The organism is Flavobacterium sp. ov086, assembly GCF_900187965.1.
GTDB lineage: Bacteria > Bacteroidota > Bacteroidia > Flavobacteriales > Flavobacteriaceae > Flavobacterium.
In genome coordinates this window covers 147,324-163,543 of record NZ_FZNL01000015.1, presented here as the reverse complement: position 1 = coordinate 163,543, position 16,220 = coordinate 147,324, and the positions used below count along the sequence as shown (strand labels likewise).

At 31.2% G+C, this 16,220-nt stretch carries 17 protein-coding genes; 11 read left to right on the top strand and 6 right to left on the bottom strand.

Annotated elements, in window-relative coordinates; genetic code table 11:
- Positions 1 to 690 precede the first annotated feature (690 nt).
- The 11 genes from thrS (at position 691) to CHB81_RS16760 (ending at position 10,775) form a co-directional block, all read left to right on the top strand.
- Positions 691 to 2,637 carry a threonine--tRNA ligase gene (gene thrS / locus CHB81_RS16810; RefSeq protein WP_089353005.1) on the top strand — a complete coding sequence of 649 codons (1,947 nt, stop codon included), beginning with the start codon at positions 691 to 693 and terminating at the stop codon, positions 2,635 to 2,637.
- A 22-nt stretch (positions 2,638 to 2,659) separates the two neighbouring features.
- Positions 2,660 to 3,211, top strand: a complete 552-nt coding sequence (gene infC, locus CHB81_RS16805; RefSeq protein ID WP_072974136.1) for a translation initiation factor IF-3 — start codon at positions 2,660 to 2,662, stop codon at positions 3,209 to 3,211.
- A gap of 114 nt (positions 3,212 to 3,325) precedes the next feature.
- The gene (rpmI, locus tag CHB81_RS16800) at positions 3,326 to 3,523 is read left to right on the top strand and encodes a 50S ribosomal protein L35 (RefSeq protein WP_022827375.1); all 198 of its coding nucleotides are present in this window, start codon (positions 3,326 to 3,328) and stop codon (positions 3,521 to 3,523) included.
- 101 nt (positions 3,524 to 3,624) lie between these two features.
- A complete protein-coding gene (rplT, locus tag CHB81_RS16795; protein WP_007810721.1) occupies positions 3,625 to 3,969 on the top strand; it encodes a 50S ribosomal protein L20 in 345 nt (114 codons plus the stop codon).
- Positions 3,970 to 4,112: 143 nt separating this feature from the next.
- On the top strand, positions 4,113 to 4,685 hold the full coding sequence (locus CHB81_RS16790) for a Crp/Fnr family transcriptional regulator (RefSeq protein WP_089353004.1): 573 nt from the start codon (positions 4,113 to 4,115) through the stop codon (positions 4,683 to 4,685).
- 78 nt (positions 4,686 to 4,763) lie between these two features.
- A complete protein-coding gene (locus tag CHB81_RS16785; protein WP_089353003.1) occupies positions 4,764 to 5,198 on the top strand; it encodes a carboxymuconolactone decarboxylase family protein in 435 nt (144 codons plus the stop codon).
- 489 nt (positions 5,199 to 5,687) lie between these two features.
- Entirely contained in the window at positions 5,688 to 7,088 is a 1,401-nt protein-coding gene (locus CHB81_RS16780; RefSeq protein ID WP_254921145.1) for a tetratricopeptide repeat-containing sensor histidine kinase, read from the top strand.
- A 2-nt stretch (positions 7,089 to 7,090) separates the two neighbouring features.
- Positions 7,091 to 8,866, top strand: coding sequence for a tetratricopeptide repeat protein (locus CHB81_RS16775; protein ID WP_089353002.1), 1,776 nt, complete (start codon positions 7,091 to 7,093; stop codon positions 8,864 to 8,866).
- An 11-nt stretch (positions 8,867 to 8,877) separates the two neighbouring features.
- Positions 8,878 to 9,546: a response regulator transcription factor gene (locus CHB81_RS16770; RefSeq protein WP_089353001.1), complete on the top strand. Its 669-nt coding sequence runs from the start codon at positions 8,878 to 8,880 to the stop codon at positions 9,544 to 9,546.
- 143 nt (positions 9,547 to 9,689) lie between these two features.
- A complete protein-coding gene (locus CHB81_RS26915) occupies positions 9,690 to 9,857 on the top strand; it encodes a hypothetical protein (protein ID WP_158283865.1) in 168 nt (55 codons plus the stop codon).
- A gap of 114 nt (positions 9,858 to 9,971) precedes the next feature.
- A complete protein-coding gene (locus CHB81_RS16760; RefSeq protein ID WP_089352999.1) occupies positions 9,972 to 10,775 on the top strand; it encodes an endonuclease/exonuclease/phosphatase family protein in 804 nt (267 codons plus the stop codon).
- Position 10,776: 1 nt separating this feature from the next.
- Here CHB81_RS16760 and CHB81_RS16755 read toward each other — a convergent pair whose 3' ends face one another.
- From CHB81_RS16755 to CHB81_RS16730, 6 genes are all read right to left on the bottom strand, one after another.
- On the bottom strand, positions 10,777 to 12,036 hold the full coding sequence (locus tag CHB81_RS16755; protein ID WP_089352998.1) for an asparagine synthetase B: 1,260 nt from the start codon (positions 12,034 to 12,036) through the stop codon (positions 10,777 to 10,779).
- Positions 12,037 to 12,374: 338 nt separating this feature from the next.
- Entirely contained in the window at positions 12,375 to 13,040 is a 666-nt protein-coding gene (locus CHB81_RS16750) for a response regulator transcription factor (protein WP_089352997.1), read from the bottom strand.
- A 309-nt stretch (positions 13,041 to 13,349) separates the two neighbouring features.
- Positions 13,350 to 14,111, bottom strand: coding sequence for a hypothetical protein (locus CHB81_RS16745; protein WP_089352996.1), 762 nt, complete (start codon positions 14,109 to 14,111; stop codon positions 13,350 to 13,352).
- A 129-nt stretch (positions 14,112 to 14,240) separates the two neighbouring features.
- Positions 14,241 to 15,032, bottom strand: a complete 792-nt coding sequence (locus CHB81_RS16740; RefSeq protein ID WP_089352995.1) for a sensor histidine kinase — start codon at positions 15,030 to 15,032, stop codon at positions 14,241 to 14,243.
- Between the two features lie 176 nt (positions 15,033 to 15,208).
- On the bottom strand, positions 15,209 to 15,811 hold the full coding sequence (locus CHB81_RS16735; protein ID WP_254921144.1) for a hypothetical protein: 603 nt from the start codon (positions 15,809 to 15,811) through the stop codon (positions 15,209 to 15,211).
- A 51-nt stretch (positions 15,812 to 15,862) separates the two neighbouring features.
- Complete coding sequence (locus CHB81_RS16730; protein WP_089352993.1) at positions 15,863 to 16,219, bottom strand: hypothetical protein; 357 nt, start codon at positions 16,217 to 16,219, stop codon at positions 15,863 to 15,865.
- Position 16,220: the final 1 nt, after the last annotated feature.

Genomic DNA, 16,220 nt, shown 5'->3' with positions numbered 1-16,220 from the left:
TGTTTAGTTAAACAATGGCTTTTCTTAACTATTTTTAATCTTTTTTATAAGTGTCTGGTATGGTGATTTTTAACTTTTCAAGTTTTTTACCGTTTGTGGGAATTTGGAGGTTTTGTCCTGTTTTATGGGGTTTTGCCGCCAAGGCGCTAAGGTTGCTCTTTCTTTTTTTATTGGAGTTATTGGGGTTTGAAAAGTCTCTGAGCTCGTTTCTTTGCTGGTTTTTATCTCGCACAAAGACGCAAAGGCGCTAAGTTTTCTCTTTTGACGGGTTTGTTTCTTATGAAAACTACTGCCCTAGCCCCGATAGTAACGGAAATCCTTTTGCTTTTTACTTTAAAAAGCAAAAGATTGTAGTGCATAGCGGGAAATAGCTCCTAATCTTTATTAAATTCCAACTTCTAATTATGGCGATGCTTCTCCAGAAGCCTCGGGACGCTCAGCTAGACACAGAATTACTCTTAATATATTATAGTAGAAATTCCTCCTCATATATTAAGGACAAAAATAAACCCGACAAGTTTTGAAAAATATCCGGTTGAGCAATAGAACCTCCCCTTATATATACGTATAGAAAACGATCCAATTATTATTGAATACATTTTAGTCATATATATTATAGTATAAACATCTATTTATGTATTGTATGTGTTTTTGTAATGCGTTATATTTGCATTCACAAAATTATAAACAATGATTAAGATTACTTTACCCGATGGGTCAATTAGAGAGTTTGCTTCAGGCATAACTCCGATGGAGGTTGCGAAAAGCATTAGTGAAGGATTTGCAAGAAACGTGATTTCGGCATCTTTTAATGGTACAACAATTGAAACCGAAACTCCATTGACGACCGACGGTAGTCTTATTTTATATACTTGGAATGATGCGGAAGGTAAAAAAGCTTTCTGGCATTCGACTTCGCACGTCATGGCGCAAGCACTTGAGGAATTGTATCCTGGAATTAAACTAACTCTTGGACCTGCAATTTCAAACGGTTTCTATTATGATGTAGATTTTGAAGACCAAAAGATTACTGATGCTGATTTTAAAAAGATTGAAGATCGTGTTCTTGAAATTTCAAGGGGTAAACATGAGTTTAAAATGCGTCCGGTTAGTAAAGCTGATGCTTTAGAACTATATAAAGATAACGTTTACAAGACTGAATTGATTTCGAATCTTGAAGACGGAACTATTACTTTTTGCGATCACGCTACTTTTACTGATTTATGTAGAGGTGGACATATTCCAAATACCGGTATTATCAAAGCTTTTAAAATCATGAGCGTTGCTGGTGCTTACTGGAGAGGTGATGAGAAAAACAAACAGTTAACTCGTGTTTATGGAACTTCTTTTCCTAAACAAAAAGACCTGACTGAATATCTTGAACTTCTTGAAGAAGCAAAACGTCGTGATCACCGTAAATTAGGTAAAGAACTTGAATTGTTTGCTTTCTCTCAAAAAGTTGGTGCTGGTTTACCTTTATGGCTGCCAAAAGGTGCTGCACTTAGAGATCGTTTAGAGCAATTTTTAAAGAAAGCTCAAAAGAAAGCTGGATACGAACAAGTGGTTACTCCACATATTGGTCAGAAAGAGCTTTATGTAACTTCTGGTCACTATGCAAAATATGGTGCTGATAGTTTCCAACCTATAAACACTCCCGCTGAAGGTGAAGAGTTTTTATTAAAACCTATGAACTGTCCTCACCACTGTGAGATCTATAATGTAAGACCTTGGTCATACAAAGATCTACCTAAGCGTTATGCCGAATTTGGTACTGTATATAGGTATGAGCAATCTGGTGAATTACATGGTTTAACCCGTGTAAGAGGGTTTACTCAGGATGATGCACATATTTTCTGTACTCCAGAGCAATTGGATGAGGAATTCAAAAAAGTAATTGACTTAGTCCTTTATGTATTTGGTTCTTTAGGTTTTGAAAACTTTACTGCTCAAATTTCGTTGAGAGATCAGGAAAACAGAGATAAGTATATTGGTTCTGATGAAAACTGGGAGAAAGCTGAAAATGCAATTATCAATGCTGCAGCTGACAAAGGACTGAATACTGTGGTAGAATATGGCGAGGCTGCTTTTTACGGTCCGAAGCTTGACTTTATGGTAAAAGATGCTTTGGGAAGACAATGGCAATTAGGAACAATTCAAGTGGATTATAACCTACCTGAGCGTTTTGAGTTAACTTATAAAGGTGCTGATAATGAATTACATCGCCCGGTTATGATTCACAGAGCTCCTTTTGGATCAATGGAACGTTTTATCGCAATTTTACTAGAACATACGGCAGGAAATTTCCCACTTTGGCTTATGCCAGAACAGGCTATAATCTTGTCTTTGAGCGAGAAATACGAAATATATGCTAAAAAAGTTTTAGATTTGCTAGAAAATCACGAAATTCGCGCCCTAATTGACAACAGAAGCGAGACTATTGGTAAGAAAATTAGAGATGCTGAAATGCAGAAAATACCGTTTATGCTTATTGTAGGTGAGGAAGAAGAGAAAAACGGAACAATTTCTATCCGTCGTCACGGTCAAGAAGGAAAAGGGAATATTACAGTTACAATTGATGAATTTGTCGCTATTGTAAACGAAGAAATAAAAAAGACATTAAAAGTTTTTACAGTTTAACTTAAATTATAAAGTCATAGCAATAAGAAGCAACAGAGGTTACCAACCTCGAGTAGAAAAAAAAGATGCACACAGAATAAACAATAATATTCGTGGTGTACAAGAAGTAAGATTAGTAGGCGAAAACATCGAACCAGGTGTATTTAAGCTTGCTGAAGCTTTACGATTAGCGGATCAATTTGAATTGGATTTAGTTGAGATTTCGCCAAACGCTGAGCCACCGGTTTGTAAAATCATGGATTACAAGAAATTTGTTTACGAACAAAAGAAACGTGATAAGGTTTTAAAAGCTAAATCTACGCAAGTTGTAGTAAAAGAAATTAGATTTGGTCCTCAGACTGATGAGCATGATTACGAGTTTAAAAGAAAAAATGCTGAGAAGTTCCTGAAAGAAGGTGCTAAACTAAAAGCATTCGTATTCTTTAAAGGTCGTTCTATCATCTATAAAGATCAAGGACAGATTTTATTACTACGTTTGGCTACAGATTTAGAAGAACATGGTAAAGTAGAAGCTATGCCAGTTTTGGAAGGAAAGAGAATGATCATGTTCATTGCTCCGAAGAAAAAGAAATAAGTCTTAAAGTTACAAGTTTTGAAGTCAAAAGTCATAAACTGCTTTTGGCTTTTGATATTTAAACTTTCAGACCAAAATATAAGTAAGTAAGAATAAATTAAAACACTAGGAAAAATGCCTAAAATGAAAACAAAATCTAGCGCCAAGAAACGTTTCAAAGTTACTGGTTCTGGAAAGATTAAAAGAAAGCATGCTTTTAAAAGTCACATCTTGACTAAAAAATCTAAAAAACGTAAATTAGCTTTGACTCACTCAGCGTTAGTTCACAAAACAGATATGAAAAGCATCAAACAACAATTAAGAATTATCTAATAATTCTTTAGGTTAAAAAATTATTTATATAACCTTGGAGTATGGCCATTAAGTTCCTTTGATTTAATTCAGGACGCCTGCTACAAAAACACATTAAAATTATGCCAAGATCGGTAAATTCAGTTGCTAAAAGAGCAAGAAGAAAAAAAATAATGAAGCAAGCCAAAGGTTTCTTTGGTAGACGTAAAAACGTTTGGACAGTTGCTAAGAATGCAGTAGAGAAAGCAATGTGCTACGCTTACCGCGATAGAAAACAAAACAAAAGAAATTTCCGTGCATTATGGATTCAACGTATCAACGCTGGAGCTAGATTGGAAGGAATGTCTTATTCTCAATTCATGGGGAAAGTAAAAGCTAACGGAATCGAATTGAACCGTAAAGTTCTTGCAGATTTAGCGATGAACCACCCTGAAGCTTTCAAAGCAATACTTAATAAAGTAAAATAAACGTTTTATAAACTCAATTTAGATTACTTACTTATCATAGAAAAACCATCCGCCACGGCGGATGGTTTTTTGTTTTATAGCTAATTCTAATCTTTAAGATTTGAATTTAAAAAGTACATTTGCATAAAATCAAATAGTAATAAATGTTTGAATCTCTTTTTAATCACATAGAAAAATTCGTGCCTCTCGAATCTTCAGAGATTGGTATTCTTGAATCGAGTTTAAGTTTGTCTACAATCAAAAAGAAAGCCCTTGTATTACAGGAAGGCCAGGTTTGTGATACTGCATACTTTATAGTTAAAGGATGCATGCGACAATATATAATTAACGATAAAGGAAGCGAACAAACACTTCAATTTGGGGTCGAAAACTGGTGGATTACTGATTATCTAAGTTATCATAACAATGCTCCTTCTCACTTTTATATTCAGGCTGTTGAGAACTGCGAAATAATCGCTATAGAAAAGTCTGTACTTGAATCTCTTTTAATTCAGATTCCAAAACTAGAACGTTACTTTAGAATCGTTTCTCAAAAATCCTTTGGAGCTGCTCAAATGCGGATTAAGTTTTTATTCACCATGTCTGCCGAAGAAAGATACCATCACTTTAATGGTCTAAATCCAGAATTTGTACAACGTGTTCCACAATATATGCTTGCCTCCTATCTCGATTTTTCTGCAGAATTTATGAGTAAAATAAGGGCCGGAAAGATATAAACGTATTTCTTGAAGTACTTCAAGTTTTTTAAAGCAGATAAGCCGCAACTTTGTATCAAACTTTAAAAAACAAGAAAAATGAAACCAAGAATCGTTATCCCAACAGTTGCCCCAGAAGCTTATCAAGCCTTAATGAATTTAGAAAAATACATTTCGACTACTTCATTAACACCTATACATAAAGAACTAATTAAAATTCGCGCTTCACAAATAAATGGTTGTGCATACTGTATCAACATGCATACTATCGATGGTAGAAAACATGGTATAACTGAGCAAAAAATTTACTTGCTAAATGCATGGAGTGAAGCGGATGTTTATACTGAAGAAGAGAAAGCGATCTTAGCTTTGACTGAACAAGTTACTCTGATCAGTAATCATGTATCTGACGAAGTTTATCAAAATGCTGCTAGTCTATTTGACGAAAAATACCTTGCCGAAATTATTCTTTCGATCATTACTATTAATTCATGGAATAGATTAGCAATAACTACAGGATTAAGAGCAGTATAATACACTAGAAATACCGTAGTAATACCACAAGAAAACTCTCTATTTCGAGGGTTTTCTTTCATATACTTCTAAATGTGAGCAAGAAACTAAAAAAACACATCAATACACAAAATACCGTATTTATACTCTTTTTTAAAAGCTAAAATTCTTTATTTTTGGCGCATGACACCACAGAGATTGCGCACTTCTATATATTTACTTTTTTCGTTTTTATTTTTCTTCTCTTGTCAAAAAAAGGATTGTAAAAAAACAACGGTTAAAAACACTAGAGCCGAAGTTGAGAAACTCATTACAATTGCGGACAAATTACTTCATAAGAACAACAAGTCAGATAGTGCTTTCTACTACTATAACAAGGCTAAATCTATTTGCAATCCAGTAACTGATGCAGATAATTATGTCTCTGTTTTAAACTCTATGGGAGAAATTCAGCAAACACATGGGGATTATGCCGGAAGTGAGGTCACAATTAATGAAGCACTTCCTTACTTGAAATATGTAAAAAAAGTTTCTCAAAGATGGAATTCATATATTATTCAAAGCATAAACTATCTAAATACATTTGACTATAAAAAGGCTATATTCTACAATGAAAGGGCTTTACAATTAAAAACAGAAGAATGGAGAAAACTTGCTGCAAAAAACAATATTGCTGTTATATTAATGGAAGAAGGAAAGCACAAAGAATCTATTCAAATCTTTCTTTCTTTAATAACAAAAAAAGAAGTTAGTAAAAACTATCAATTCCTGGGAAAAACTTTAGACAATATTGGTTTTTGCTATTTTAAAATAAGTGACTCAAAAAAAGCTCTTTCTTATTTAAGCAAAAGTCTTGAAATAAGAAAAAAGGCAAACAAATCGTTCGATTTGGGAAAAATCTACATTCATTACGCTAAGTTCTATGAAGAAAGCGACCCTGTCCTTGCAAAGAAATACATGCTGAATAGCTATAAAAAATTTAGTGCAATAAACTGTATTGACGAAAGATTAGCAACATTACAACTGATAATCAAAAATAGCTCTAATCAAGAATTAAAAAAGTATGCTACAATTTATGTTGACTTAACTGATAGTGTTTTTGAAATTAGACAAAAATCTAAAAATCAATTTGCAAAAATTAAATATGACTCCAAAAAAGAAAGAGAAGAAAATTTAAAACTAAATACACATAAAGCCGAAAACGAACTTCAGCTAGAGCGGCAAAAGAACCGAAATATTATCTCATACATCATGATTATTCTAAGTCTAAGCTTAATAATAGTCCTATACTTCTATTTAACTTCCAGAGGAAATCGAGAAAAAATTGAGGCAACTTATAACAGCGAAACCCGTATCGCAAAAAAACTACATGACGAACTTGCCAACGACATATATCATACCATGGCTTTTGCGGAAAGCAACAATCTTTCTTTACCAGAAAACAGGGAGCAATTATTGAATAATCTAGATATTATATATTCCAGAACAACAGATATCTCAAAAGAAAACAGTCCAATTGTAACATCAGAAAAATACATTTTTTATTTAAAAGAGATGATTTCGGGTTTTAACACACCAAATATCAATCTACTCCTAAATGACATTGAGACTATTTCGTGGAGTGAAATTGAAAAAAACAAGAAAATAATTGTTTATCGTGTAGTACAGGAATTACTTGTAAATATGAAAAAACATAGTAATGCAGCTTTAGTTGGCATTAACTTCAAAAAAACAAATAACAGCATCATTATCACTTATAGTGATAACGGAAAAGGCATAGATATTAACAGTATAACTTTTAAAAACGGATTACATAATATTGAGAATAGAATTCTCGCAGTTAAAGGAGAAATTGACATTGATTCCACTCTTGGCAAAGGGTTTAAAGTTTTTATTAAATTCCCCGTTTAACTATGAAAAAACAATTACGTTTTATTCCTAACAAAACAATTTTAAAGTATCTCCTAATAATACAATTTTTATTATTAGGAGGTTCTTTATTATTATTTCAATCTTATAAAAACGAAAATCAAATAAAGCCCAAAAAAAAGGACAATACTGTAGAAATAAAAAGATTATCTGATATTGCAGATGTCTATTTTGACACAAACAAAAAAGATAGCGCAATTTATTTTTTCAATAAAGCAAAAAAACTTTGTGATCCTAATACAAACACTATAGATTATGTTTATGCATTATCTTGTATTGCTGAACTTCAGCTTCAGCAAGGAAATTACATTGCCAGTGAAGCCAATGCAACAGAAGCATTGCCATATTTAAAACGGATCAAAAATCCAAGATACTCATGGATCATATACAATTTATTGGGCATTAACTACACAAATAATTATGACAACACTACTGCTATCATATACTTTAAAAAAGCCATAGCCTTAAAAACTAGTGCATGGAGAAAATATATTGCTTTAAATAATTTAGGTGCAATTTATATTAATCAGGAAAAATATAAAGAGGCTATGAAAATATTTAATATACTGGCCTTACAAAAAAACATTTCAAAATACGACGTTATCAATCATAATAACTATTCGTTTGTAATAAATAATCTGGGTTTTTGTCATTATAAACTCGGAAATTCTAAAAAAGCATTAAACTATTTTTACGAAGCATTAAAAATTAGATTAAAACCAGAAACACAAGAAGGGTTAGTTACAACATATAAAAATCTTTCTATGTATTTTGAAAAAACTGATCCTGGTATATCTCTAAAATATGCTCAAAAAGCTTATGAACACGCATCGGAAATAAATAATTCCACAGACAAAGTCGAAACTCTGGGATTATTAATTAAACATAGCAACGGAAATACACTAAAACAACATGCAATATCCTACATTAAACTTGTAGACAGTATTACTATTGCAAAGCAAACTGCAAAAAATCAGTTTACTAACATTAAATACATTTCTAAAAAAGACAAAGAAGAGAATCTAAAACTTAAAGAACAAAGGGCAGAAAATAGACTTCAATTAGAAAGACAAAAAAAACGAATTATAATATCCTATATAATAATTGTATTTATACTGGGATCGGTTACTTTTCTTTGTTTCCATTTAAAATCAAAAGGAAAAAAAGAAAAAGATGATGCGATCATCAAAAGCGAACTTCGAATCTCTAAAAAACTGCATGATGAACTTGCATATGATGTTTATCAAACTATGGCTTTTGCAGAAAATAAAGATCTTAAACTGGATAAAAACAAAGAGTATTTACTAAACAATTTAGAGAATATATACCTGCGAACAAGAAACATTTCGCAAGAAAACAGTAAAATTACGACAAATGAAAACTATGCTATCGCATTAAAAGAAATGATTGCCGGATTTAAAACTCCACAGATTAATATTTTATTAAATGGTTTCGATTCAATTTTATGGAATAAGGTCGAAAGAAATAAAAAAATTATCTTATATCGAGTTTTACAAGAGCTTTTTTTTAACATGAAAAGTCATAGCCAGGCCACTTTAGTAAGTATCACGTTCAAAATAAATGAAAAAAATATTCTCATTACTTATAATGATAACGGCATTGGAAGCGATAAAAGTGATTTAATTTTAAAAAATGGATTGCAAAATGTGGAAAGCCGTATTAAAACTATAAATGGAACTATTATTTTTGACCCTAATTATGAAAAAGGTTTTAAATTAAGTTTCACTTTCCCCATATAAATAAAAATAGTATGTTCAAAAAAGTTTTAGTTGCCGAAGATTTAGATAGTATAAGTATAGCAGTTATACAAGTACTTGAAGACCTTAAAATCCCAACAATTCATCATGTAAAGTATTGTGACGACGGCTTATTAAAAGCGAAGAAAGCATTGATAGAAAACGAACCATATGATTTACTCATAAGTGATTTGTCTTTTAAAACTGACCACAGAAAAACGAACTTGACCAGCGGTGAAGATTTGATCAAAGCAATAAATGGTGTTCAGCCTCAATTAAAAAAAATAGTTTTTTCTATTGAAGACAAATCATACCGAATAAAATCTCTCTTTAATGATTTAGGCATTAATGCTTATGTCTCTAAAGGAAGAAATAGTATCGGAGAATTAAGAAAAGCAATCGAAGGAACTTTTCGAAATGAAGATAAAATCCTTTCTTCAGGGTTATCGTTTAGTTTTAATGACAAAGCTTTGATTGAAATTGAATCTTATGATATTTCAATTTTAAAACTTTTAGCCCAAGGATATATATTAGAACACATCTCAAATGAATTTAAGGCTTCTTGCATAACTCCAAACGGAACAAGTAGTATTGAAAAAAGAATCAACAAGCTAAAAATATATTTTAAGGCAAACAATAACGTTCACTTAATTGCTATTGCTAAAGATTTTGGTTTAGTCTAAAATTTTAGTGATTTTACGGATTCACGTAAGGAAAAACTTTTTTATAGCCTTAGATTTGTACTTAATCTATTGACTAACCGATGAAAACCAGATATAGAATTAATTTTATCTCAAAAATTAACACAACCAAAAACAAGATTATCATGAAAACAATGCTCCTTTGTCTTTTACTTTCAATGAGTTTTGCTTTCATTTCAGAAAAAACAGGATGGATTGAAGTAGATTGGAAAATTATATTTATTCCCGCTCTTCTTGTTTTACAGATTATAATTATAAGTACTGCCTTAAAAAACAGATATAAAAAAGAATAAGACTATTTTCTATCTTATTCTTTTTTATTCAAAATTAAAAAGCTCTAAACAATTAGAATAAAAGGATCTATTATCCAATTTTGAAATTCTTATATTTGAATTTTTAAATTCTTCATGAAAAAAACTCTTAGCTTTATTCTCTTATTTTTTTGTTTCTTCTCTTTTTCACAAACCAAAGTTCTTTCCTGGAATTTAGAAAATTTTGGCAAATCAAAATCTGAATCTGAATTATATTTTATAGCCAATACTATAAATAACTATGATATTATAGCAATTCAAGAAGTTGTGGCTGGTTATGGCGGTGCTCAGGCAATTGCAAAACTCACAGCAATTCTAGACCAAAAAGGTTCAAAATGGGATTATAAGATTAGTGACCCAACTAGTGGCAGCAGCTACAAAAGAGAACGTTACGCATTTATCTGGAAAAGCTCTAAAATAAAGTTAAAAGGAAATACCTGGCTTGAAAAAAAATACAATTTAGAGATTGATCGTGAGCCATATTTTGCCACTTTTGAAATTGATAAAAAATCAATTACCCTAGTAAATTTTCATGCTATTACTAAAAGCAAGCAACCTGAAACAGAAATTAAATATTTTAAGTTTTTGCCTCAGGAATATCCTAACCTCAATCTGGTTTTTCTGGGAGATTTTAATTGTCCTCAATCTCATACTGTTTTCAATCCTTTAAAAAAAATGGGGTATATGTCTATTTTACAAAATCAAAAAACGACATTAAAACAAAAATGCTTCGCTGATAATTGTTTAGCATCCGAATTTGACAATGTATTTTACCAACCTGAGTTAGTAAAACACATCAACTCAGGAATAATTTCATTTCATAAACAATTCAATTCATTAAAAGAAGCCCGAAAAATATCAGATCATATTCCTATTTGGTTTGAATTTTCTTTGAATTAAATTATGTTTTCAGCTTTTTCTTTCTTGCCGCAGGAAATAATACATTGTTAAGAATTAATCTGTATCCAGGAGAGTTTGGATGTAAATCTAAAACCGTTGGCGGATCCCCAACCTGATGTTGAAAGTCTTCAGGGTCATGACCTCCAAAAAAAGTAAACATCCCTTTACCTTTTTCACCATGAATATATCTTGATTCACCATTTAGTTCGCAAGTTCCCATGACCAAAACATTTGATTTTATAAATGCAGAATCAAATGAGGTTGTTTGTCCCATAAAACCTTTAACTAACTGTGTATGGTTTTGACATAACATACTTGGGATTGGATCCCATTTTGCAGAAAATTCCATTAACGTAAAATAATCTTTTTCAACAGGAATTCGGCGTTTTGATGTCATATCAATATCTGAGAACTCATAAACTTCCGGTCTTCTTTCTAAGGTAAAATCTTTAAAAGCAAACGAATTTGAATAGTTTAATTTTGACTGATAATTAGAATCACTGGCATCACCATCAAACATAGCTTCGCAAATATCAACTCCATCAGCAGCGAGAGCAATATCAAAACTATCCGTTGCTGAACACATGGCAAACATAAACCCACCACCTATCACGAAATCTCTTATTTTTTTTGCAACCGCTCCTTTTTCTTGAGACACTTTTGCATAACCTAGTTTTGTTGCCAAAGTTTCGGCATCCTTTTTTTGATCAATGTACCAAGGTGTATTTTTGTAAGCTGCGTAAAATTTTCCGTATTGTCCTGTAAAATCTTCATGATGCAAATGCAGCCAGTCATAAAGCAGCAACTGATCACTTAAAACTTCTTCGTCATAAATTGGTGTAAAAGGAATCTCGGCATATGTCAATACTAATGTTACAGCATCATCCCAAGGTTGTTTTCCTTTTGGAGTATAAACTGCAATTTTAGGCGCTTTTTCGAGAATAACAGATTCCATATTTTGTGAAGGGCTCGAGATCTCTTCTAAAAGTGAAGCTTCTTCACTATCTGAAAGAACCTCAAAACTAACACCACGAATCTGACATTCTTTTCTAATTTCGGCAACATCAGGCAATAAAAATGAGCCACCACGATAATTAAGCAACCAACTTGCTTTATAATCTTTACTCAAACACCAGTAGGTAATTCCGTATGCTTTTAAATGATTTTGCTGAGTTGTTTCGTCCATCGGAAGTAAGATAAACGAAGCTTTTGCAGTAAATGAAAGTAGAAATATGAAAATATAAACTAAACTCTTATTCATTAGAAAATTATTTTAGTAAAGATATAAAGGAACTACCAAAAAACACAACAGATCTCTAGTTTTATAACAGGCTGAAACGTTAAATACAGATTCCGTTAATGCTATTGCATGAAGTTACAAAAACAGGTAAAAACACGTGGACCAGAAAAGCTTTTTCTACTTAAATTTGTTTTCCAAATCATAAACCTAATCAATGAAAAACCGGAACTATGAAGTTTAATGACAGTAATAACCCGCCAAAGGGATTAAATGCAATACAAAAAATAGGTCTTTGTTTACTGGCACTAACAATTATTATATACTATGTATTATCAATCCAATTTCTGACTAGCTAAAATTTACAGTGTTAGATCTGCAATTTCGTTTTGAATAGCATATACAACTAAACCAGCAATGTTTCTAGATTCAGTCTTAAGCAATAAGTTATTTCTATGTCCTTCAACAGTTCGGGGACTTAAGTAAAGATATTCGGCAATTTCAGAAGTTGTTTTTTGCTGACAAATAAGCTGAAGAATTTCTATTTCGCGAGGCGATAGAAAACTAGTTTCTAAATTTCCTTTTGTATTTTTAGAAGAGACTATTGTTTCCTGAATTGTTTTTAAAACGTTTTCATTATAATGAAATCCTTTTCTGTGAACCTCATTAATAGTTCTAATTAAATCTTTTGGGGTCGTGCTCTTTATCAAGTATGCAACAGCACCAACCTGAATCATATTGGCAATAAATGATTTAGTGTCATAACTTGTTAAAGCCACTATTTTAATTTCGGGGAATAATTTTCTGATTATTTTTGTCGCTTCGACGCCATTCAATACTGGCATTTTCAAATCCATGATAATTATATCTGGTTTTGTTTCGATCTCTTCTAATTGAGAAATAAGATCTTCGCCGTTTGAGGCTTCAAAAACGATCTCGATATTATCTTCTCTTTGCAACAAAAAAGAAATCCCTTTACGGAATAAAACTTCGTCATCGACTAAAGCAATTTTAATAGCCGTACTCATTATTTTTGTTTTTGGTCATTTGGTTCGTCGAAATTACAAAATATGAACCAAAAAAATACGTTATCCCGTATTATATTGCGTTAAAAACACATTTATTATTCGATTTTTAGTTAAAAAGCAAAAATTAAGGTCATGCCGTTACTTGCTTCTGAATTTATTTTGTTTTTTTAAGGAAATTCAGCTGTCAATGTTTTTCATTCTTAAACCTCCTTTATTTTTTAATCTTTTTGTTTGAGAAATAAAAAATCACTATCAAAATATTCATCCTGATAGAGATTTATTAATTGTGGTTAATCTTAAATATTCTAATTATTCAACAGGCGGAACTGGATCTCCGTAAGGAGGACAAGGACGTGTTGCATCATATACAGTAGCATCTGCTGCTTTACCTGCAAATGATGTTTTTTTAATCGAATTGTTATTATCTAATCCGATCAAAATGGTAGTTACTTTTCCAACAGGATTAAGTCCCAGAAACAAACCAATATTTGCTGTGTTCTTGTTTTTAAGCATGTCTGTAATAATAGCGGCTTCTAAACTATAATATTTAAAACGAGTACCTTCATAAGAAAGAACTTCGTCTAAACCAGTGACAGTTTTTAATTTTCCTTGCCATGCCTTAATACCATCCAACGCAACATCAGGGGAAATTAAGTGTTTATTTAGAAGCGCTGTTCCTTTGCTTGTTTTGTTATTTGATTCTTTTAATACAGACAATTTATCTGCGTCCGAAGGTTCTTTAAGGATGTTAGCATCAACGCTTGCAAACTCTTTTCCTGCTTTATCAACTCCAATAACTTTAATTTGCAAAGTATTATCACTGTAGCCCAAAACAAACTGAACGAATTCTACATTTGGCGTTTCTACCAATTTAGACATTTGTTCTTTTGGAAATAAATACGCTGTAACTTGTTTTTGAGAATCTGCAAATTTAGCATCCAGTTTTGCTGTTTGCCAATTCTCCTGCTCTACTTTTGAGACTATGGAACTATCCTCTTGCGAATTCTCTTTTTGACAAGAGAACATTAAAAGCGCTATTGCAATAGCACTACATAAACTTAATCTTTTCATTCTTTGTAATTGTTAGTTAAATGGTTATTAAAATTAAAACGGGGAAATCAAAAAAATCTCCATCAAAACATTCATTCCAATAGAGTTTTATTAATAGTGTCAAAAATTATTTATTATCCTATTTTTAAATTAAAAAGTGAAAATTACGGCTATTCCTTTACCAACTTCTGAGTTTATTTTGATTGTTCCGTCTAAAAACGAAATGCGGCTATCAATATTCTTCATACCTAAGCCTTTTTGATTTTCAATACTTTTACTATCAAAACCAACTCCATTATCTTCATAATTACAGGTGTCAATTCCGTTTATATTTTTAAAAGCAATCCAAATTTCAGTTGCTTTTCCATGACGCAATGAATTATTCATTAATTCCTGCAAAATTCTAAAAACATGCAAATGACGATCAATCTCTTTTTCGTCAAAATCAATTTCATTCTTATAATACGTTTTTATTGCTTTACTGCTTTCAAATTCTTCACACAATTCTTCAACCCCTGCATTTAATCCGAATTTTTCAAAAACTGGCGGCAATAAATTATGGGCAATTTTTCTAGAATTCTCAAGTGCTTTGGTAGTCAGTGCAATGATATTTCCGGTAATCTCTAATGTTTCTGCTTCTGTCAAATTTGGTGAGGTAAGCAAATGGCTATTTAGTGACACAATATTAAGTTTGGAACTTATATCATCATGAAGATCCTGAGCAATTCTTTTTCGCTCTTCTTCCTGAGTCACAATAACAGCATGCAATTGGTCTTTTTGATATTGAATTTCTAAGTTCTTATTTTCAATTTCTTTTTGAATGATTTTCTTTCTCGAGAAATAAAAGAATGCAATTAAAAAAACGGCAAGAATCATGAAAAAGCATGATATATATAAGATTATCGCAACAATTTCTTTATCCGGAATTGAATTTCCACTCATATGAACTCTTTAGTGTTTGGTTTTATCTATTTCAAAATCATATATCCCTGACACATTTAATATAATAATTTTAAAAAACAAAATCTCTATTAGATGTATATTAGTAAAGATTTACAATAGACCAATCAGGTATTTTTTTCGATATAAATTTAAATTAGGGCTAGTAGAAAAGATAATTATTTTTCAATCTTATCTTCATAGAAGCTCACTTTCCATTCATATAAAATAAACAACTGATAAATAACAATTAGAAATGCATTTAATGTCCATGTTAAATATTTCACATCATTACTAAGTTCCATAGAAAGGTTTCCAATTAAAAATAAAACTGTACTTGCCAATAAATAAAATACAATACCAAAACTTACATAATAAAAGTTTTTACCATCAGTAAGCATATTGTAAAAATGAAACAAAGCGAAAACAACAATAAGTAAAGATGTCAAAGTGATTTCAAACAAATTAAATTTTAAAAATTGATTTGAATCTATAACAAATTGTGCAAATAAAAACAACAATGCAATAACAAGGGAAATCTTTACAAAAATCTTTTGGCCTTTTATCGGCAATAACGAATTATAAAACAACCCCAATAATATCATTTGACCAATAAAAAATATATTAACCGCAAATAAATTATTGATTTCAAATCGATACATTAATTCCAAAGAAATTTGCATTACAAATACAAATGCTAAATATGAAACAAAAAAAACATTAGCTTTTCCCTTTCGGAAAAAGCTAAATAAATATAGTATTAGATTTATTAATAAAATCAAATAACCTGAGAAAATTAAAAAATCGACCACTTTTATATGTTTTCTTTAAAATTAAAATGGAGGACTAGGACGAGCTCCATCATAAACAATTTCTATAGATCCGTCAGCAGATTTATTTTGCTCTGATTTTGGTGGTCCATAAACATTTACATATTTCTTTGTTACTGGATCTAGTTCTGCTCCAACAAAAAGCAAAGTTTTTTCTTTATCGTCATTAATACCAATATAAGCCCAAACAGCCTCAGTTTCTAATTGTAAGACTTTCTCCAGACTTTCTCTTGGTATTAAAAAAGCTTTTACTTTATTCTTTGGATCTTCAATCGTGTTATCTTCATCGAATCTCTTTTCCCACACTTTAGCCGTGCTTAATGGAATTTCAATAGGCCCCGGAAAGGTTTCTTCATTCATA